Below are 18,797 nucleotides of genomic sequence, written 5' to 3'. Positions count from 1 at the left end.
TATGTTGCCATATAAAGCCCGATTTGAATAGCGTAAAATGTACGCTTAAGTTTTATCTCAAGGAGGCCTCAATGCCTAAGAATTACAGTGAATCCGCCCTTTTCTACCACGAGTTTCCGCGTCCCGGCAAAATTTCCGTGGTACCTACCAAGCCCCTCACGAACCAAGATGATTTGTCCATGGCTTATTCGCCAGGGGTCGCCTCAGCGTGTATGGCTATTTATGAAGACCAAAGCAATATTTATCGCTACACTTCTCGTAGTAATTTAGTCGGCGTGGTCTCCAATGGCACGGCGGTTCTGGGCTTAGGCAATATCGGTCCTTATGCCTCTAAACCGGTCATGGAAGGCAAAGGTTGCTTATTCAAAAAATTCTCTGGGATTGATGTTTTTGATATTGAACTGGCCGAAACCGATCCTGACAAATTGGTCGATATTATTGCGGCCCTCGAGCCAACGCTAGGGGGTATCAACCTCGAAGATATTAAGGCGCCCGAGTGCTTTTACATCGAAGAAAAATTGCGTGAACGCATGAATATTCCTGTGTTCCACGATGACCAACACGGTACGGCGATTATTTCAGCGGCCGCCATCATGAATGGTTTATCGTTGGTTAAAAAGCAATTTAGTGATGTTAAGTTAGTTTGCTCTGGTGCTGGAGCAGCGGCGATTGCTTGCTTAAATCTCCTTGTCAAACTAGGCCTTAAAAAAGAAAACATTTATGTTTGCGATTCCAAGGGGGTCATTCGTAAAGGCCGCGAAGAAAATATGGAGCGCAACAAAGCTCTTTATGCACAAGACACCACAGAGACCACCCTGGCCAGTGTCATCAAAGACGCTGACGTTTTCTTGGGTTGTTCTGCCAAAGGCATCTTGACTCAAGACATGGTAAAAACCATGGCCAAAGATCCACTTATTTTGGCATTGGCCAACCCAGACCCAGAAATCACCCCTGAAGATGCCAAAGCCGTACGTCCTGATGTCATCATTGCCACGGGTCGCTCTGATTACCCTAACCAAGTCAATAACGTCTTGTGCTTCCCATTTATTTTCCGCGGTGCCTTAGACGTACAAGCCAGTGCCATTAACGAAGAAATGAAACTCGCTTGCGTTAAGGCCATTGCTGAATTAGCGCAAGCGGAGCTAAATGATGAAGTATCTTCCGCCTATAGTGATGAGGACTTACACTTTGGTCCTGACTACATCATTCCTAAACCTTTTGATCCGCGTTTAATCATCAAAATCGCTCCCGCCGTCGCTCAAGCGGCGATGGATTCCGGCGTGGCTCGCAAACCGATAGAGGATATGGAAGCCTATGTCGAGAAACTCAGTGGCTTTATTTATCACTCAGGTCAATTAATGATGCCGCTCTTTAAACAAGCACGTACAGGTGCTAGCCAGCGCATTGTGTATGCTGACGGCGAGGATAATCGCGTCTTACGTGCGGTACAAACAGTGATTGACGAGAAAATCGCTAAACCTATCTTAGTGGGTCGTCCAAACGTCATCGAGATGCGCATTAACAAACTAAATCTGCGTATCAAAGCCGGCGAAGATTTTGAAGTCGTCAACCCAGAACATGACGATCGCTTCAATGAGACATGGCAGCGTTATTACAAATTACGTGCTCGCAAAGGCATTAGTCCAGAAATCGCCAAAGCCATGGTGCGTAAACACAATACCTTAATCGGCGCTTTATTGATCGAGATGGGTTATGCAGACGCCATGATTTGTGGTGTCAGCACTGACTTTGATAACCAAGTTAAATACATCAAACAGGTCACGGGCACGCGTTATCCAAGTGGTACGCTCGCCGCGATGAACGTCTTAATCTTGCCTGAGCAAACCTTATATATTTGCGATACGCACGTCAATGAGAACCCAACTGCAGAGCAAATCGCAGAGATCACTATTATGGCCGCCGAAGAAATGACACGCCAAGGTGTCAACCCTAAAGCCGCTTTGCTATCACACTCTAATTTTGGTAGTAAAAACAGCGAATCTGCTCAAAAAATGGCGCGGGCGCTCGAAATTATTCGTGAAAAAGCACCTCAACTTGAGGTCGAAGGTGAAATGCACGCCGATGCCGCACTTTCTGCTAGCATCCGTCACAATAGCTTCCCGGATAATCGCCTCAAAGGTAAGGCCAATCTCTTGATCATGCCTAATCTAGATACCGGTAATATCACGTATAATCTGCTCAAAATGACGGGTAGCCATGGTGTCGCATTGGGTCCTATTTTATTGGGTGCCAAAAAACCCGTTCATATTATGACCACCAGCACGACTACGCGTCGCATTGTCAATATGACCGCCTTGGCTGTGATTGACGCTCAAGCGGTAGGTTCAGCAGAATCAGCAGACTAAGCGCTGCGCAACCTCAAAAAAAACCGAATCCTAGGATTCGGTTTTTTTGTTAGTAGAATAGGACAAAATCCTCTCTTTGGGCGGCTACATCTAATAAAACATTCAGTAAGGCGCGGTAATCATCCCCCATGGCTTCTTTACTCTGAAGCCGATCAGGCCACACCATGACCACCGGTCCTGTGACATCATTGCTCAGCACGTCATACAACGCATCTAAATTAGCGCCAAAATGCTCAGGCAAATGCAATTGCTTTTGTATGAGGGCATAAGCGTCCTGGAGAGAGTGCAAGTCTCTGAGCTCGCAAAATTGCGCGCCGTCAGCCGCCAAATTGGTAAAGAGTTTTTTGAGTTGGCGAGAATTATAAACTACTGACATGAGGGTACCTTTATGAAGCTTTGGTAATGATTAATGGTGACATAGGCGGGTTTGGCATAGGGTGTATAAACCAGACGTTTGGCATTGCGCTGCTTACCTTGATAATCGAGATCGGCCTCATGATAGCCATTACGGGGTAGTTTATTTTCATAGTTACCAAAATGATCACCACCCAGCGCTTTGCCTTTGAGCGCTTCTATATCATCAAAGGCTGCCCCCGGCACCCAACCGAGTGAGCGGGCTTTGTGCTTACTAAGATATTTTTGGGGTAGGCGATTATCCTTTTGTAAATGCAAAATCGCATAAGCAAGCTCTTGAGCATCTATTTGTCCATCGAGTTGCTCTTCGTTAAATTTCTGCATGCGATCAATGCAAGCCTGTGCATTCGTAACATGCTCTAAATCAGCATTCGCATTTTCGGACGCTTGAGCATTCACACCAAGCCCTACTAATGAAGAAGCGGCCAATACGCTTAATACCCATCGCTTACTGCTCATGGTTGTCCTTATTAAAAAATTTTTTGACAGATTTAGATACCGACATATATCCTAAAAAGATAACCAGTATAAGTCAATTTGCTGTATCATCTTTGATACTGCATGATTTGCATACTTAATGATTAACGTGATTAACGCCTGGTTCATTCTGGATATTGTATGAAAGCCATTGGAAAATTTCTATTATTATTTATTATAGTGGCCGCCGTGATATTTATTCTCTGGCAAGCGGCCCAAAAAGTTCTATTCGATGACAATGAGCACGCCTCTGTCAACCAAGACAGTAATATCCCAGCCCAAACAAGCCCTAAAATCACCACCCCAGCACCTAAGGAACTGAGCGCTGAAGAAGCCTTTGAGTCAACCTCAGATGATTCAGCACCTGATACTGGCTCATCACCTGCCCTGAGTTGTCAACAAGCGGGCGATGTTGTAGGTCACATCTACGATATGTACAAAGAGGGTGAAAGCACCGATACGATCAATGACTACATCAGTAGTAACAAAGCCATTCCTGATGACAATGTCGATATGATGCTCTCCTTTGTAAAATCCTTTACCCAAAAAGTCCAAAACAAAGACCAATTACCAGAGCGTCGACGCTTTATTCAGAACTTTGTGTCATTGTGTCAACAAGAAGAACAACAAATGAGTCATTAGCCCTACCGCTTAACGACTCAACCGTTCCACCGTGCAACAAAAAATGCCAAGCAAATTTGCTTGGCATTTTTTGTGGTTTACCACCATGGTTACGGTGAGCACAATATCTTGGACACTTTAATCCTGATCGTGATCCTGCTCTGAAGAAGAATCGTTGTAAGCTTGGTTGACTTTTTTCTCTACCGCTTCGGTCGTATTTTGTGGTTTGAACGAATCCGGCGTTGCTAGTGGCCAGGCCACTTCAAAAATCCGTAACTTATATTCTCCACGCAATAAAGCACCCTCTTCTACTTCGGGGTACAAGGCGGACCATAGCTTAATCTCATTGCTGGAGACGCGCGAAACGACGTGGTGAGCTTGTAATTGATCAGGTCGCTCAAGACCTGTCGCCGCTAATAACTCGCCAAAGGCCAGCAAGGTATTGTGATGAAAGTTTTTAACGCGCCAGCTCTTGTCTTCCACCACAAGGGCTTTTTGACGCATAGGATCTTGCGTTGCAATGCCTGTCGGACAGGTATTGGTGTGACATTTTTGCGCCTGGATACACCCTAAAGAGAACATAAAACCACGCGCACTATTGCACCAGTCTGCGCCTAGCGCAAGTGTCTTGAGCACATCAAAACCGGTCACAATTTTACCTGCGGCGGCGATTTTGACTTGATCACGCAGGCCAATACCCTTGAGGGTGTTGTGCACCAAACGTAGGGCTTCTTTCATGGGTAGCCCTACATGATCACAGAATTCAACAGGTGCTGCTCCCGTCCCACCTTCGGCGCCATCAACGGTAATAAAGTCAGGTACAATGCCTGTTTTTACCATGGCTTTAGCGATAGAAAACCACTCCCAGACATGACCAATACAGAGCTTAAAGCCGACGGGTTTACCACCCGATAATTGCCGCAATTGTTGCACAAATTCTAAGAGACCCACAGGTGTAGAAAAGGCACTATGGCTATTGGGCGAGTCGCATTCTTGCCCCACTTGGATGCCTCGAGCTTCGGCAATTTCAGGGGTCACTTTGGGTCCCGGTAATACCCCACCATGACCGGGCTTGGCACCTTGGGATAATTTAATCTCGATCATTTTGACTTGTGGCATGGTAGCGCGTTTTGCAAACTCTTCGGGACTAAAATTACCCTCTGCGTCTCGACAACCAAAATACCCCGAACCAATATTCCAAATAAGATCTCCACCATGCTTGATATGGTAACGACTAATCCCGCCTTCACCCGTATCATGCGCAAAACCACCTAACTGTGCGCCCTTATTAAGAGATAACACGGCATTGGCAGATAAGGCCCCAAAACTCATGGCTGAAATATTGAAAATAGAGCAATCATAGGGCTGCGTACAAGCTTTGCTCCCTATCCGACGTCTAAAGTCATAGTCCTCGATTTTGCTGGGCACCATGGAATGGCCAATCCACTCGTAGCCATCTCGATACACATTTTCGATGGTACCGAAAGGACGTTTATCGATTTGCTGTTTGGCACGTTGATATACGATGCTGCGCTCTTCACGAGAAAAAGGTAAATTGTCTTCGTCGCTTTCGATGAAATATTGACGAATTTCTGGGCGAATCGCCTCAAAGATAAAACGCAAATTACCGATGACAGGATAGTTACGGCGTACCGAGTGGTTGGGTTGGATTAAATCCCAAATACCCACCAGCGATAGTGCGAGGGTAATTATGGCAAATACCCACCACACATTGGATGACACAGCCGCCAAGATAAAGAAAATAGGTGTTAGGACAATCACAATGCCAAACACCAAAAACCTAAGCGCAAAATACTGCATTTGACCTCCCCTTGTTTTAGTTAAAAATAAAGGCACGTTTACTAGGTAAACGTGCCTGAAGCCTTGAAAGCGGCATTGCACCTGATCGACTTAGTCAATCGTGCAATGCGCACAAACATATTGTGTTTATTTCTTAGCGTTGGTAGCGTTAGTCGCATTAGCGCTGTTAGCGATAGCTGCTGCTTTTTGTGGGAAGACAGAGCTAACGATTGCTGAAGAAACTTGTGGGCTGCGAGTTTGCAACAAGAAGTTGTTGTTTTGGCGAGTACCGCTGAGTGAAGCCACTTGACCGCCTACTAGCGTCACGTAACCACGAGTATTAGGTACTTTAGAAAGTGCTTGTTGAGCTGCTGGATCAAGCGTTAGGACTACGAAAGAACGGCCTTGTTGGTCTTGAGCCAAGTTAACATCGGTCACTTGAGCGCGAGAGAAAACTGGCGCTTGAGAAACGTAGATAGTTTGTTTCTCAGAAATTTTTACAGGACGGAAGCCTTGTACTGCAGTGTTAGACGCTTGGAAAACTTGTAAGTCAGCGGCTTGAACAGTTTGAGCTGCAGCAGCGTCAGAATCGTGATGGTGATTGTGGTTAGCACAACCAGTAACCGCTAATGCTAAAGGTAAAGCTAGTAATGCTAATTTGCGAGATAATTTCATGAAAAAATTTCCTTCTATGGTTTGAAAACTATTACGATCTACGTAAACCGTATTATGCAGTATTTATACCCAGTTATGTAGTCTGTTGTCAAATTTTAGCTACAGTAAAGTACCTAATACTGGAATAATAATTCACTTATTAACGTAAGGCGTCTGCTGCATCCCTCGCGCTAACGAGTGTAGGCATTGGGAATAATAACACACCATCCGCTAAGTTGGCGCCTGCGCCATTGACTTCAGAGAATACAGAGTTATTGAGGCTGGCCAAAATCACGGTGTAACCTTGTTTGCGGGCTTGTTGTAATTTGCTCACAGCTTCTGGCTTAAGTCGTAAAGCCAAGGCAGGTTTGCCGTCATTCGTCTTGGCAACAAACGGGCGTTTAATCTCGTGTAATGGAATGTTCAAATTAGACGTGTGATAGGTTTTACCAGCCACATCGAGCGTTTGGCCTTGATTTTTTTTGCCCTTTTTGGCAGTGAGGCTACCCATATAGATGACAAAATTATTATTGTCACGAGACTGAATGACTAAGCGCTCAGGATTGTTACCGGCGCGTGCTTCTTTGTATTTTTGGAGCGAAGTGACGTGTTTGTGACCTGATTCTCCGCGATGGAAAATAGAACATGCACTCAAACTCAAAGACAACAAGGCTACGCCTGTCAGCGTTGCAATACGCATTTTGTTCATAAAATGGTTACCTTATAAATATGTTGATAAACGCTCTCTATTGTAATAAGCCAAAGTTTCAATAATCAAGCCATTTTGCTAATATTTACACTCACTTATGATTAACTCTTAAAGCAAATACTTAACTAGTGATAATACATTGGACAGCGATCATCAGAGGTGATATTGATGGTATTGGGGCCAGACTCTAGTTTGAGTTTTTTGGCTACCAATCCACCATACTGCACTGGACCACTCATCGGTTTGGTATCAAACCAATACATGCGACTGGTCAGATAATACTCCCCAACGGGCACATCCAAGAACACATATTGACCGTATTCATTGGTTTTGGTGGTGTAGATATGTTGACGATACGCCGCCTCACCCTCACCTTCCAGGACACGACCTTTGTGACAGACCTCGTTAAACCATTGTGTGCTGCTCTCAGTCACAGGATTAAGTACGACATCAATGTTGGACGCATGGCGTACGTGGGTGGTGCCTTCTAGGATATAGGCCAAGCCCACGAGCATGGTTTTTTCGGAGCCGGCCTTGATTTGTGAGGCATCAAAGGCCACTCGAGGCACCTCTTTGCGGACCTTATGTTTGACTGGATTCTTGGCTGGAGACGAGGCACAAGCCGCTAGAGCGAGTATTAAACCTAAGCTGCCCACTCGCTGTAACAGCTTGACATTCAACGATTGCAAATCCATAAAGCCAATGACCCCTTCATCTATAAAAGAACTAATTATAAAAGTTTAACGTTATCCCTAGCCCCTATGTGAAAAATTTCACTCATGACTCGCAATTGGAAAAATCTACGCTCTCAAAATACGCGCCTGTTGCCTTTATGTAAATTACGGTTGGTTAATGTAGGCAGCAAACCTATAATTTATAATGTTAAATCGTTTTTAAATTCTCATTCGATCATGTTCAAAAAAGACAAGCTCAGTACAGTTAATATTTGGGATTGGCCAACGCGTATCTGTAACTGGCTTTTGTTCATTGCCACTCTGCTAGCCATTTTTAGTATGCAAGGCCTGCTATATGGACAGGAGTCCCAACAAGAACTATTTGATAGCTGGCATCGGCGCAGCATCTATGCCGTCCTAACTTTAGTACTATTTCGTATTGTGTGGGGCTTTATTGGCACCTATTATGCGCGCTTTCAACAATTCCTAAAGAGTCCTAAGGCCATTTATGAATTTGTGATGAGCAAAAAATACCATCGCTTTGGTCATAATCCTCTCGCGGGTCTCTCGATTGTGATGATTCTCGTGCTGTTATTATTGTGGTCAGCGACTGATTTCTTAATCTATATCCCAGACGCCTACAAAGGCATTCTCAGTCATCATCTCCCCGAAGGTTGGCAAGATTCCATTAATCTTTTGCATTTTGTTTCTGGTTGTGCCGCGCTGCTTGTCGTCGTCATTCACATGACAATTTTTTCTATCTTTTTGTTCAAACATAAGCTACGGGTGATCCGGCCGTTCTTTACGGGCAGGGTCTTAATGATCAACGAAATTAGCGTGGCCTGTCTGGACGTTACGCACGAACCCAAGCTCTTTGTCAAAGCTATTATTGCGCTGGCTTGCTGTGCCTTATTTGTGTATTGGCTCACGACACTTGGTGAGGTCGATACCTTAAGTCAAGCCGTGCCTTTTAAATACATTGGTCGTTATATGTAAAGGCGCAAGCTACAAAAAAACCGCTAAGGTGTGGCATACATCTTAGCGGTTTTTTTTGAGGTAAACACAGGGTTTACTCTTTGATATCTTTGGCTAACTGCGTTGCTATACCCAGATAAGTCTGTGGCGTGAGGTTTTGGAGGTAGTTTTTGGCCTCAGTAGGGAGCTCTAGGTCTGCAATAAAGCGTTGCAAAGCGTCTTGCGTAATGCCGCGACCACGCGTTAAGGCTTTGAGTTGCTCATAAGGTTGTGGCAGACCATAACGACGCATAACGGTTTGCACAGCCTCGGCTAGTACTTCCCAGGTATTATTAATGTCGGCATTGATCGCTTCTGCGTTGAGCTCCAGTTTGTTTAAGCCTTTGAGGCAGGAATCATACGCCACCATACAATAGCCTAAGGCCACACCGAGATTACGCAGTACCGTAGAATCCGTTAAGTCACGTTGCCAACGTGAGATTGGCAGTTTTTCGGAGAGGTGCTTGAGAACGGCATTGGCCAAGCCCAAATTCCCTTCTGAGTTTTCAAAGTCGATAGGGTTAACCTTGTGCGGCATGGTCGATGAGCCTACCTCGCCCTCTTTGAGGCGTTGCTTGAAATACCCCAAGGCAATATAGCCCCAAATATCACGATTCATATCGATCAAAATCGTATTAGCTCGCGCGATGGCATCAAATAATTCGGCCATCCAATCATGCGGCTCAATCTGAATCGTGTAGGGGTTTTGGGTTAGGCCAAACTGACTCAATACGTTATGACTAAGCGCTGGCCAATCAATCTCTGGATAGGCACTTAAATGAGCATTAAAGTTCCCGGTAGCACCGTTGAGTTTAGCTAAAGGTTGCACCGCTTGGATATGGCTGATGGCTTTTTTGAGGCGTGCAGCAATATTGGCAAATTCCTTACCCATGGTAGACGGTGTCGCCGGTTGACCGTGAGTGCGTGACAAAAGTGGTTGCTCAGCAAAATCATGTGCCGCTTGCACTAAAAATTGCAAAACCTGCTGCAATTTAGGAACAATCACCTGATCTCGTACACGCGATAGCATCAGCGCATGAGAGGTATTGTTAATATCTTCAGAGGTACATGCAAAATGAATAAATTCGGCGGCTTTCGCGAGATCGGCGTGATCCGCGACCTTTTCTTTGAGGAAATATTCCACCGCTTTGACATCATGATTGGTGGTTTTTTCTATCTCTTTGATGCGTTGTGCATCGGCCTCGGTGAAATTTGCGACTAAGTCGTCAAGCACTTGTAGCGCTTTAGGATCAAAAGCTGGCAGTTCAGGTAGCGCTGCTGCCGCCAAGGCCTTGAGCCACGCCACTTCAACCTCAACCCGATGCGCCATAAACCCCGCTTCAGACAGGTAGGGGCGAAGTGCATCACTTTTGGAGGCATAGCGACCATCAAGCGGTGATAAAGCATTTAAGGAACTAAGTTGCGAAGCGATTTTCATAGGTAATCTTAGATAATAATACCGCCCCCTAAGCAAATATCATCTTGGTATAACACCGCAGATTGCCCAGGTGTAACGGCCCATTGGGGTTGTTGAAAATGTAAAGAGAATGTTTGTTGATCAGATTTGTCTAATAATTGGCACGGCGCATCAGCTTGACGATAGCGTGTTTTGGCGCCGTAAGCCCCCGCTTGTGGAGCATAACCGGCAATCCAACTCACATCCGCGGCCTGCAAGTCAGATTGTAACAGCCAGGGATGATCGTGACCATTGACAACGTACAGAATATTGTTAGCCAAGTCTTTACGCGCCACATACCAGGCAGGCGCTTCGCCTGAATCGCTTTGATACCCCTTGACGCCCCCTATGCCTAAGCCTTTACGTTGGCCAAGGGTGTAAAAAGCCAAACCGTGGTGACGCCCGATTTCTTGACCCTCATCGGTCAGAATCGGGCCTTCGTGCGTAGGTAAGTAACGATTGAGAAACTCGCGAAACGGTCGCTCACCAATAAAGCAAATGCCCGTAGAATCTTTTTTGGCAGCATTGGGCAGCCCTAAGTCCTGAGCAATTTGTCGTACTTCAGGCTTGGTAATTTCTCCGAGGGGAAATAAGGCCTTGCTTAATTGCGCCTGATTAAGGCGATGCAAGAAATAGCTTTGGTCTTTGTTAGCATCTAAGCCTTTTAGGAGCTGATACTCAGTCCTGTCATTGATATGTACTTGCCGCACGCGTGCATAATGCCCTGTCGCAATATAATCAGCCCCTAAATGCATGGCGTGATCCAAAAACGCTTTGAATTTAATCTCTGCATTACACAAGACATCTGGATTAGGTGTGCGTCCAGCCGCATACTCTCGTAAAAACTCAGCAAAGACACGCTCCTTGTATTCGGCGGCAAAATTCACCGCTTCTATATCTATGCCTAGAAGGTCTGCGACACTGGCGGCATCCAACCAATCTTGGCGCGAAGAACAGTATTCGGAATCATCATCGTCTTCCCAGTTCTTCATGAAAAGACCCGTGACTTTGTAGCCTTGTTGTTTGAGCAGCCAAGCACTGACTGAAGAGTCCACCCCTCCAGACAATCCGATGACAACGTGCTTGGCACTATGTGCTGATACTTCTTGATTCATACCTTACTTTTGGTTCTGCGCTCTTTGACGGCTTGCGCCAACTGCGCTAATACTTGTTCTGAGGTGGCCCAATCGATACAGCCGTCCGTAATACTCTGGCCGTATACCAAAGGCTCGCCTTCAATATGATCCTGACGACCCGCCACCAAATGACTTTCGATCATGACACCACAAATATGTGGATCACCATTGGCGATTTGCTGCGCGATATCGGCGGCCACCAAGGGCTGATTCTCAGGCTTTTTGGAGCTATTAGCATGGCTAGTATCGATCATGAGTTTGCTTTTGACCTTGGCATTTTGTAGATCCTGCACGGCACTCGCCACAAACTCGGCCTGGTAATTCGGCTGCTTACCGCCCCGCAGAATGATATGACAATCTTCATTCCCCTTGGTTTTGACAATCGCAGAATGACCGCCCTTGGTGACAGACAAGAAATTGTGCGGTTGTGAGGCGGCTTTAATGGCATCAATGGCAATCTTAGTGTCACCGTTTGTGCCGTTTTTGAAACCCACAGGACACGATAAACCGGAGGCCAGTTCTCGATGCACTTGACTCTCTGTGGTACGCGCACCAATGGCGCCCCAAGAAATCAAGTCCGCAATGTATTGTGGCGAAATCATATCTAAATACTCTGAACCCGCTGGTAAGCCCTTTTGGTTAATTTTAACCAATAAATCACGAGCCGTTCGTAAGCCTTTATTGATATTGAAGCTTTTGTCTAAATCTGGGTCATTAATCAGACCTTTCCAACCGACGGTAGTGCGGGGTTTTTCGAAGTACACCCGCATAATGATTTCTAGTTCATTTTGATAAGTCTGGCGGGCTTTTTGGAGCAGATCTGCATACTCAAGCGCGGCTTTGGGGTCATGAATAGAGCATGGACCAATCACGATCACAAGCCTATCGTCTTGATCGTGCAAGATATTATGTATGGCTTGTCTAGCATTGTGCACCACATTAGATACTTCTGGGGTACAAGGAAACTCTCTGATTAAATGGGATGGCGGACTGAGCTCGCGAATTTCTTGGATACGATTATCATCGGTATTATACGACACCTGCTTTCTCCTCTTGTGATGGGTGGCTTTAGCCCCACCCTCTTGTGATCAAAAACTAAAAAAGCCGCCAGTGGTCTTGGCGGCTTTTAAGGATTTGGGTTAGCTAAGCAAGTGTTGTCCTTTTCTCCGCACATGGCATTGAAAAACTAAAAAAATAAAAGACAAACACTGCAAGCTTATTCATGATTTAATCCTAGCACAATTTTTGTGAAATACTAGTTTTTACAGGATTTTTTGTGTGCTTTGTAGCCATTTGCGCACAATTACCCAGGGTGGCGACGAGCTAGGCGGTACCGCCAACGGTTAGGCCATCGATACGCAGCGTCGGCGAACCCACGCCAACCACCACACTTTGACCTTCTTTACCACAAGTCCCTACCCCCGTATCTAAGGCCATATCATTTCCCACCATTTTGACCTGGTTCATGGCCTCTAGGCCACTACCAATAAGGGTGGCGCCCTTTACTGGATAGAGAATTTTACCGTTTTCTACTTTGTAGGCTTCGGAAGCCGAGAAGACAAACTTGCCACTTGTAATATCAACCTGACCTCCACCAAAATTGACGGCATAAAGACCATTGTCAATTGACTCAATGATTTCTTGTGGATCGTGCTCGCCAGACATCATATAAGTGTTGGTCATTCGCGGCATCGGTAAATGCGCAAAGGATTGACGCCGGCCGTTACCGGTCACTGGCAAGTTCATGAGACGAGCGTTAAGGGTATCTTGCATATAGCCTTTGAGAATACCGTCTTCGATCAGGACGTTACGTTGCGTCGGATTACCTTCATCGTCGATGTTGAGCGAACCGCGGCGTTGCGCAATACTGCCATCATCGACCACGGTGACGCCTTTGGCTGCTACGCGCTGGCCAATTTGTCCAGAAAACACGCTGGAACCTTTGCGATTAAAATCGCCTTCAAGACCATGACCCACCGCTTCATGAATCAAAATACCTGGCCATCCATTGCCCAAGACCACTGGCATTTGACCCGCTGGCGCTGGTCGGGCTTCGAGGTTAATCAGTGCTGAACGCACGGCCTGCTGTGCATACTCCTTGAGTTTGGCATCATCAAAATAGGCCAAATCAAAGCGGCCACCACCACCTGCAACCCCCGTCTCACGGCGACCATTTTTTTCGGCGATGACTGTGAGCGAAAGACGCACCAAAGGACGCACATCTGCCACTAGGCGACCTTGACTATTAGCAATGAGTACAGCCTCATACTCCATGGCTAAACCCGCCATGACTTGGATGACCCTGGGATCCATTTTTTTGGCAAAGCCCTCAAGCCGTTCGAGTAACTGCACTTTTTGGCTTGCATCCAAGCTATTACTAGGATCAATGGCTTGATATAAAGAGGGTGCCTGTAAAGCCCTTGGGGTCAGGATTCTTTGTTGCCCATTGGCTCCCGCTTGGCCAATGGTTTTGACCACAGCGGCGGCTTCTTGTAGGGCTTGAGGCGATAAGGTATCGGAATAAGCAAAGGCGGTTTTTTCGTCGCTGACGGCACGCACGCCTACACCTTGTTCAATCCCAAAACTACCTGCTTTAACGATGCCCTCTTCGAGCGCCCAACTCTCGGCGCGAGAATATTGAAAATACAAATCCGCATAATCGACATGATGACTATAAATATCTGCGAGCGCTTGATCCAAATGGTGCGTTTGCAAGCCCCATGGGGCTAATAACAGTGTCGAGGCCGTTGCCAAGGCATCCTCAGTCGGGGTCGCTAAATTAATTGTCGGTGTGATTGTTTGCGTGATTTGTGTCATAAAGTGAAAAATTAAGTCGGATATATTGACTACTGCCATTAGCAGCCGGAAAATCTTTGAAGGCCGATAGCATCAGGTACGGCATCGCCTGGCTCAGGGTTAGACGGTCTGAATCGGTAATGACATTACTTTGGTAAACGGCTTTTTTGTGTTTGGCATCCGTAATCGTTATATGGAGACGATAGCGCCGATATTCAACCGTGCGGGTGATGACTTGGGGTTGGGTATAAAAACCACCGCCCCAAAAGGGGCCGCGCCAACCACTATACCAAATACTCGGATAAATAAACGGCTCATCATACAAAACATCTTGCACTAGACTTTGTTTGTCTTGGCTACCATAACTAAAAGACACTTCAAAACCTGCCTGACTGGCTTTAGCGGCCGGTGTTAGACCTGTGCGTGGCATATAGTTCGCTAATAACTTGGCATATTGTTTTTGTTCTAAATCCAAATCATTGAGATTTACAATGGTATAGGTCTTATTTGTGGCATGTAATGGCCATTCAGAAAATACTTGTTGTTGCGTGGTCAGCGTCGCGGGTTCTTGGCTAGCGCAAGCGCCTAACATCAAGATCAGCAACAACGCCAAACAACGCTGCTGCCAGCTAGTCATTATTTTTTGGCAATTCATTTTGGTTTATCCTATCAGTACCACACTGCATTATTGAGTCCGTCCTCTGAGCTTTATATAATAACCCCTAGCTCTCATCAACGAGTCCAATAAGCTTTCTTGCACATTTTTAAGCACAGTCATGTATGTCTACTACTCAATCTCAAGCCACCACGGTTTATCGTCGTGATTATCAACCTTATCCTTTTGAACTGCTAACCGTAGAGTTATTTTTTGATTTGCAACCGCAGCATACGATTGTCAAAAGTAAGCTGCATTTTAAAGCCAAACAGGCGCAGGCATGTGATCTGGTTCTCAATGGCGAGAATATAGAATTACAAAGTATTCATTGCAATCAACAAGCGCTGGGCACCGAGCAATATGATTTGCAGGGTGACCTCTTAACGATTACGGCCATGCAAGGCGAGTTTGTGCTAGAGATTTGTAATAGTTGTAATCCCAGCACTAATAGCAATCTCATGGGCTTATATATTTCTCAAGGGCAATTCTTTACCCAATGTGAGGCCGAGGGTTTTCGACGCATCACCTTCTTTCCAGATCGCCCCGATGTGATGAGTATCTATACCGTAACGATGCAAGCAGACAAGGCTCAATTTCCTTACCTACTTTCAAATGGTAATTTAGTTTCACAACGTGAGCTCGAACACGGCCGCCATGAAGCCGTCTGGCATGATCCTTTTGCAAAACCAAGTTATTTATTTGCCCTAGTCGCGGGTGATTTTGATGTTCGTGAAACCACCACGCAAACCAAAAGCGGTAAAGAAGTTTTATTGCAAGTTTATACCGATAAAGGCTCAGGTAAACAATCACTATGGGCCTTGCAAAGTCTCGAGCGAGCACTCAAATGGGACGAAAAACGCTTTAATCTTGAGCTTGATTTAGATCGTTTCATGATTGTGGCGGTACGCGACTTTAATATGGGCGCCATGGAGAATAAGGGACTGAATATTTTCAATGCTGCCTATGTCTTGGCCACCCCAGAAACCTCGACCGACCAAAATTTTATCGGCGTCGAAGATGTTATTGGACATGAGTATTTTCATAACTGGAGTGGCAATCGCGTCACATGTCGCGATTGGTTTCAACTTAGTCTCAAAGAAGGTTTAACCGTTTTTCGTGAACAAGAGTTTTCGGCGGATATACGGGCGCGTGGCCTGGACGATACGGCTGCCCAAAGCGCACGAGCTGTGAAGCGTATTGAGGACGTCAACCTACTGAGAATGGCGCAGTTCCCAGAAGATGCCAGCCCTATGGCGCATCCTATCCGACCCGATAGTTACGAAGAAATCGGTAATTTTTATACCGCTACTGTCTATGAAAAAGGCGCTGAAGTCATTCGTATGCAACACACGTTATTGGGTGAAGCGGGTTTTCAGCAAGGTATTGCCAATTATTTCCATACCTTTGATGGTCAGGCCGTAACTTGCGATGATTTTCTTGAAACTATGCAAGCCGTCTATAAGGAACAACATCCAGGCAAGGATTTAGCCGTATTTCGACATTGGTATAGCCAAGCGGGCACACCAAGGGTAGAAGTCACCCTAAACTATGATAAAGCGGCGCAGACTTGCGAAATTACCTTGCAACAATCGTGCGACCTCGTCGGCGTTGAAAAACGCCGTCAAGACTTCCATAAACAGCCTTTCCATATTCCATTTAAACTTGGCTTATTAGATGCTCAAGGGCAGGCATTGAGCTTTGAGTTAGCCGGTCAAACACAGCAAGAAGTGCTATTAGAACTCAAGCAAGCCCAAGAGACTTGGACGCTCAACGCAGTCAAATCAGCCCCTATTCCTTCTTTATTGCGTGATTTTTCGGCGCCCGTAGTGGTGGAATATGACTACAGCGATAGCGACCTGGCTGTCCTGGCCAGCCACGATAGTAATCACTTTACACGTTGGCAAGCCTTACAAGAGTTACTGACAAGCACTACCTTGGCGCTGGCCGAAGAATTTGCTAGCGACTCGGCTAACCCTGATAGCCACTCTATCAAGCCTGAGATCTTCAGGATTTGGCAGGCCACTCTGCAAGATCAACAGCTCGATCCGGCCTATAAAGCGTGCTTATTGAGCTTGCCTAGCTTAAGGATTTTGTTAGAACAAATGCGCCAAGCGGATCCGCAAGCTCTGGTGGCCGCTCATCAACTCCTGCAGCAGACGCTAGCCAAACAATTTAGCCAAGCGTACTGGGCCATCTTGCAGGCTCATGAACCCGAGCGCGCCTATAGTCCTGATCCGATTAGTGTGGGTAAACGTCGTTTGCGCCAACAAGCACTGAAAATGCTCATGAGCATCGAGCATCCTGAAGCACAAGTGTATAGCCAAACGCTGTTTAAGAACCATAATAATATGACCGATGGCATCACTGCCCTGAGTGCGATCACCGACTATGGCCCTGAAGATGTCCGCAGCCATGCCCTAGCTCGCTTCTTTGAACACTGGCAGCATGATGCACTCGTGATTGATAAGTGGTTTGCCATTCAGGCCAGTTCGCCTTCTGTCAGTCTGGCACAGGCGGAAGCATTGATGGCGCATCCAGCCTTTAATATTCGCAACCCTAACCGGGCGCGTTCCTTATTATTCCAATTTTGCATGAATAATATGCAGAATTTCCATCATAAAAATGGTGAAGGTTATGAGTTTTGGGCGGATCAAGTGTTGTATCTCAACCAAATTAATCCAGAGGTGGCAGCACGCCTAGCCCGCTGTCTTGATAACTGGAAGCGCTATGCGCAGCCCTATCGCGATGCCATGCACAAAGCTATTCAACGGGTGGCTAGTGCCAACAATTTATCGCGCAACGTTCATGAAATTATCAGCAAAGCACTAGAAATTTATATTTATTCAAAGGAAACGATATGTCTACGCAAACGCTCGCACAATTTTTAGAGCAGCATCAGGCACAGCACCAACTCGATGCGCAGTTAATCGCCCTCATCCAGCAAATCGCTGCCTCATGTCGCCGTATCCATCAAGCCGTGCGTCAAGGCGCCCTAGGGGGAGTACTGGGCAGTCTAGAACAACAAAATGTGCAAGGCGAGACTCAAAAAAAATTAGATGTGATGGCCAATGACTTCATGCTTGAAGGCAACCAACAAGGGGGTTGTGTAGCGGCCATGGCTTCCGAGGAAATGGACCATCACTATGCTATTCCCGCCGAGTATAGCAAGGGTCCCTATTTGCTCTTATTCGATCCCCTCGATGGCTCTTCTAATATCGATGTAAATGTTTCTGTGGGCACGATTTTCTCGGTACTGAAAGCACCCACAGGTACCGAAATTACGGACGATAGTTTTTTACAAAATGGTCGTCAGCAACACGCAGCGGGTTACGCCATTTATGGTCCTCAAACGATGCTACTGTTTAGCCTGGGTCATGGGGTATTTGGCTTTACACTGGAGCCAAATCGTGATGAATGGTTGCTGACCCACGTGGATATTAAGATCGCCCCAGAAACCGCAGAGTTTGCTATTAATATGTCTAATTTTAGGCATTGGGATGAGGCGATTCGTCACTATGTAAAAGATTGTTTAGCCGGCACCGAAGGGCCACGCGCCAAAAACTTCAATATGCGCTGGATCGCTTCCATGGTAGCCGATGTCCATCGCATTATGATGCGCGGTGGTATTTTTATGTATCCCTGGGACAAACGTGATCCAAGCAAACCAGGCAAGTTACGTCTTATGTATGAGGCCAATCCGATGAGCTTTTTGGTTGAACAAGCCGGTGGCAAAGCCATTAACGCCGACAAAGCCATTCTCGATGTTGATCCCCAAGGCTTGCACCAACGATTAAGTGTTATTTTAGGATCAGCTCAGGAGGTGCAAACCGTCGCCGACTACTACCAAAAACACAAACAATAAGTTTTCTTTTATAATGCTTAAGGCTTGGTTCAAGTGGCTTGAACCAAGCTTTTTTACGGCTTTTTTACGGCTTAGCAAAAGGCCTTGGGCGATGTGCCTATAACCATCGCAATTCATCATTGTGGTTCGCAATCCTCCCACACAAAAAAACTAAGGAACTCTC

At 46.1% G+C, this 18,797-nt stretch carries 16 protein-coding genes and 1 riboswitch; of the genes, 5 read left to right on the top strand and 11 right to left on the bottom strand.

Translation table 11 applies throughout. The features are described from left to right. The first annotated feature begins 71 nt into the window (after positions 1-71). Positions 72-2,366, top strand: a complete 2,295-nt coding sequence (locus tag Q335_RS0100635; RefSeq protein ID WP_028356962.1) for an NADP-dependent malic enzyme — start codon at positions 72-74, stop codon at positions 2,364-2,366. Between the two features lie 49 nt (positions 2,367-2,415). Here the strand turns inward: Q335_RS0100635 and Q335_RS0100630 are convergent, their stop codons facing one another. Together Q335_RS0100630 and Q335_RS08815 are read right to left on the bottom strand one after the other, a co-directional pair. Beyond that, positions 2,416-2,742, bottom strand: coding sequence for a barstar family protein (locus Q335_RS0100630; protein ID WP_084493483.1), 327 nt, complete (start codon positions 2,740-2,742; stop codon positions 2,416-2,418). Continuing rightward, on the bottom strand, positions 2,733-3,239 hold the full coding sequence (locus Q335_RS08815; protein WP_051532192.1) for a ribonuclease domain-containing protein: 507 nt from the start codon (positions 3,237-3,239) through the stop codon (positions 2,733-2,735). The genes Q335_RS0100630 and Q335_RS08815 overlap by 10 nt, the downstream gene beginning before the upstream one ends. A 159-nt stretch (positions 3,240-3,398) precedes the next feature. On the opposite strand from Q335_RS08815, the gene Q335_RS08810 reads away from it, so the two are divergent. Then, positions 3,399-3,899 carry a hypothetical protein gene (locus tag Q335_RS08810; RefSeq protein ID WP_051532191.1) on the top strand — a complete coding sequence of 167 codons (501 nt, stop codon included), beginning with the start codon at positions 3,399-3,401 and terminating at the stop codon, positions 3,897-3,899. 117 nt (positions 3,900-4,016) lie between these two features. Here the strand turns inward: Q335_RS08810 and Q335_RS08805 are convergent, their stop codons facing one another. The 4 genes from Q335_RS08805 to Q335_RS0100600 all read right to left on the bottom strand — a co-directional run bounded on the left by Q335_RS08805 (position 4,017) and on the right by Q335_RS0100600 (position 7,736). After that, positions 4,017-5,699, bottom strand: coding sequence for an FMN-binding glutamate synthase family protein (locus Q335_RS08805; protein ID WP_038369116.1), 1,683 nt, complete (start codon positions 5,697-5,699; stop codon positions 4,017-4,019). Between the two features lie 126 nt (positions 5,700-5,825). Further along, on the bottom strand, positions 5,826-6,353 hold the full coding sequence (locus Q335_RS08800) for a hypothetical protein (RefSeq protein ID WP_051532190.1): 528 nt from the start codon (positions 6,351-6,353) through the stop codon (positions 5,826-5,828). Positions 6,354-6,492: 139 nt separating this feature from the next. Beyond that, the gene (locus Q335_RS0100605) at positions 6,493-7,041 is read right to left on the bottom strand and encodes a hypothetical protein (protein ID WP_028356959.1); all 549 of its coding nucleotides are present in this window, start codon (positions 7,039-7,041) and stop codon (positions 6,493-6,495) included. 125 nt (positions 7,042-7,166) lie between these two features. Continuing rightward, entirely contained in the window at positions 7,167-7,736 is a 570-nt protein-coding gene (locus Q335_RS0100600; protein WP_038369114.1) for a carboxypeptidase-like regulatory domain-containing protein, read from the bottom strand. Between the two features lie 216 nt (positions 7,737-7,952). On the opposite strand from Q335_RS0100600, the gene Q335_RS09925 reads away from it, so the two are divergent. Continuing rightward, positions 7,953-8,711, top strand: a complete 759-nt coding sequence (locus Q335_RS09925) for a cytochrome b/b6 domain-containing protein (protein WP_169733491.1) — start codon at positions 7,953-7,955, stop codon at positions 8,709-8,711. Positions 8,712-8,784: 73 nt separating this feature from the next. Here Q335_RS09925 and purB read toward each other — a convergent pair whose 3' ends face one another. The 5 genes from purB to Q335_RS0100570 form a co-directional block, all read right to left on the bottom strand. After that, on the bottom strand, positions 8,785-10,167 hold the full coding sequence (gene purB / locus Q335_RS0100590) for an adenylosuccinate lyase (protein WP_028356957.1): 1,383 nt from the start codon (positions 10,165-10,167) through the stop codon (positions 8,785-8,787). 8 nt (positions 10,168-10,175) lie between these two features. Continuing rightward, the gene (mnmA, locus tag Q335_RS0100585; RefSeq protein ID WP_028356956.1) at positions 10,176-11,300 is read right to left on the bottom strand and encodes a tRNA 2-thiouridine(34) synthase MnmA; all 1,125 of its coding nucleotides are present in this window, start codon (positions 11,298-11,300) and stop codon (positions 10,176-10,178) included. Continuing rightward, positions 11,297-12,361 carry a 3-deoxy-7-phosphoheptulonate synthase AroG gene (aroG, locus tag Q335_RS0100580; protein WP_028356955.1) on the bottom strand — a complete coding sequence of 355 codons (1,065 nt, stop codon included), beginning with the start codon at positions 12,359-12,361 and terminating at the stop codon, positions 11,297-11,299. Before aroG ends, mnmA begins: the two co-directional genes overlap by 4 nt. Positions 12,362-12,644: 283 nt before the next feature. Next, positions 12,645-14,138 carry a metalloprotease TldD gene (tldD, locus tag Q335_RS0100575; RefSeq protein WP_051532188.1) on the bottom strand — a complete coding sequence of 498 codons (1,494 nt, stop codon included), beginning with the start codon at positions 14,136-14,138 and terminating at the stop codon, positions 12,645-12,647. Beyond that, positions 14,101-14,772, bottom strand: a complete 672-nt coding sequence (locus Q335_RS0100570; protein WP_028356953.1) for a DUF4136 domain-containing protein — start codon at positions 14,770-14,772, stop codon at positions 14,101-14,103. Before Q335_RS0100570 ends, tldD begins: the two co-directional genes overlap by 38 nt. A 125-nt stretch (positions 14,773-14,897) precedes the next feature. Between Q335_RS0100570 and pepN the strand changes: the two genes are divergently transcribed. Next, positions 14,898-17,660 carry an aminopeptidase N gene (gene pepN / locus Q335_RS08790; RefSeq protein ID WP_051532187.1) on the top strand — a complete coding sequence of 921 codons (2,763 nt, stop codon included), beginning with the start codon at positions 14,898-14,900 and terminating at the stop codon, positions 17,658-17,660. Further along, complete coding sequence (locus tag Q335_RS0100560) at positions 17,630-18,634, top strand: class 1 fructose-bisphosphatase (protein ID WP_028356952.1); 1,005 nt, start codon at positions 17,630-17,632, stop codon at positions 18,632-18,634. Before pepN ends, Q335_RS0100560 begins: the two co-directional genes overlap by 31 nt. Before the next feature lie 115 nt (positions 18,635-18,749). Next, positions 18,750-18,794: riboswitch (PreQ1 riboswitch) on the top strand. Positions 18,795-18,797 lie beyond the last annotated feature (3 nt).

The sequence above is a fragment of the Brackiella oedipodis DSM 13743 genome (assembly GCF_000621025.1).
Classification (GTDB): Bacteria; Pseudomonadota; Gammaproteobacteria; order Burkholderiales; family Burkholderiaceae_B; genus Oligella; species Oligella oedipodis.
Note: the sequence above shows the minus strand (reverse complement) of the source record. Positions and strands in the feature narration are given on the sequence as shown.

Excerpts from the sequence above, each read along its gene's own strand:
- tldD (WP_051532188.1), bottom strand. The coding sequence starts at position 14,138 with ATGACACAAATCACGCAAACAATCACACCGACAATTAATTTAGCGACC.
- Q335_RS0100570 (WP_028356953.1), bottom strand. The coding sequence starts at position 14,772 with ATGAATTGCCAAAAAATAATGACTAGCTGGCAGCAGCGTTGTTTGGCG.
- mnmA (WP_028356956.1), bottom strand. The coding sequence starts at position 11,300 with ATGAATCAAGAAGTATCAGCACATAGTGCCAAGCACGTTGTCATCGGA.
- Q335_RS08810 (WP_051532191.1), top strand. The coding sequence starts at position 3,399 with ATGAAAGCCATTGGAAAATTTCTATTATTATTTATTATAGTGGCCGCC.
- Q335_RS09925 (WP_169733491.1), top strand. The coding sequence starts at position 7,953 with ATGTTCAAAAAAGACAAGCTCAGTACAGTTAATATTTGGGATTGGCCA.
- Q335_RS0100635 (WP_028356962.1), top strand. The coding sequence starts at position 72 with ATGCCTAAGAATTACAGTGAATCCGCCCTTTTCTACCACGAGTTTCCG.
- Q335_RS0100600 (WP_038369114.1), bottom strand. The coding sequence starts at position 7,736 with ATGGATTTGCAATCGTTGAATGTCAAGCTGTTACAGCGAGTGGGCAGC.
- Q335_RS0100605 (WP_028356959.1), bottom strand. The coding sequence starts at position 7,041 with ATGAACAAAATGCGTATTGCAACGCTGACAGGCGTAGCCTTGTTGTCT.
- pepN (WP_051532187.1), top strand. The coding sequence starts at position 14,898 with ATGTCTACTACTCAATCTCAAGCCACCACGGTTTATCGTCGTGATTAT.
- Q335_RS08815 (WP_051532192.1), bottom strand. The coding sequence starts at position 3,239 with ATGAGCAGTAAGCGATGGGTATTAAGCGTATTGGCCGCTTCTTCATTA.
- purB (WP_028356957.1), bottom strand. The coding sequence starts at position 10,167 with ATGAAAATCGCTTCGCAACTTAGTTCCTTAAATGCTTTATCACCGCTT.
- Q335_RS0100560 (WP_028356952.1), top strand. The coding sequence starts at position 17,630 with ATGTCTACGCAAACGCTCGCACAATTTTTAGAGCAGCATCAGGCACAG.
- Q335_RS0100630 (WP_084493483.1), bottom strand. The coding sequence starts at position 2,742 with ATGTCAGTAGTTTATAATTCTCGCCAACTCAAAAAACTCTTTACCAAT.
- Q335_RS08800 (WP_051532190.1), bottom strand. The coding sequence starts at position 6,353 with ATGAAATTATCTCGCAAATTAGCATTACTAGCTTTACCTTTAGCATTA.
- Q335_RS08805 (WP_038369116.1), bottom strand. The coding sequence starts at position 5,699 with ATGCAGTATTTTGCGCTTAGGTTTTTGGTGTTTGGCATTGTGATTGTC.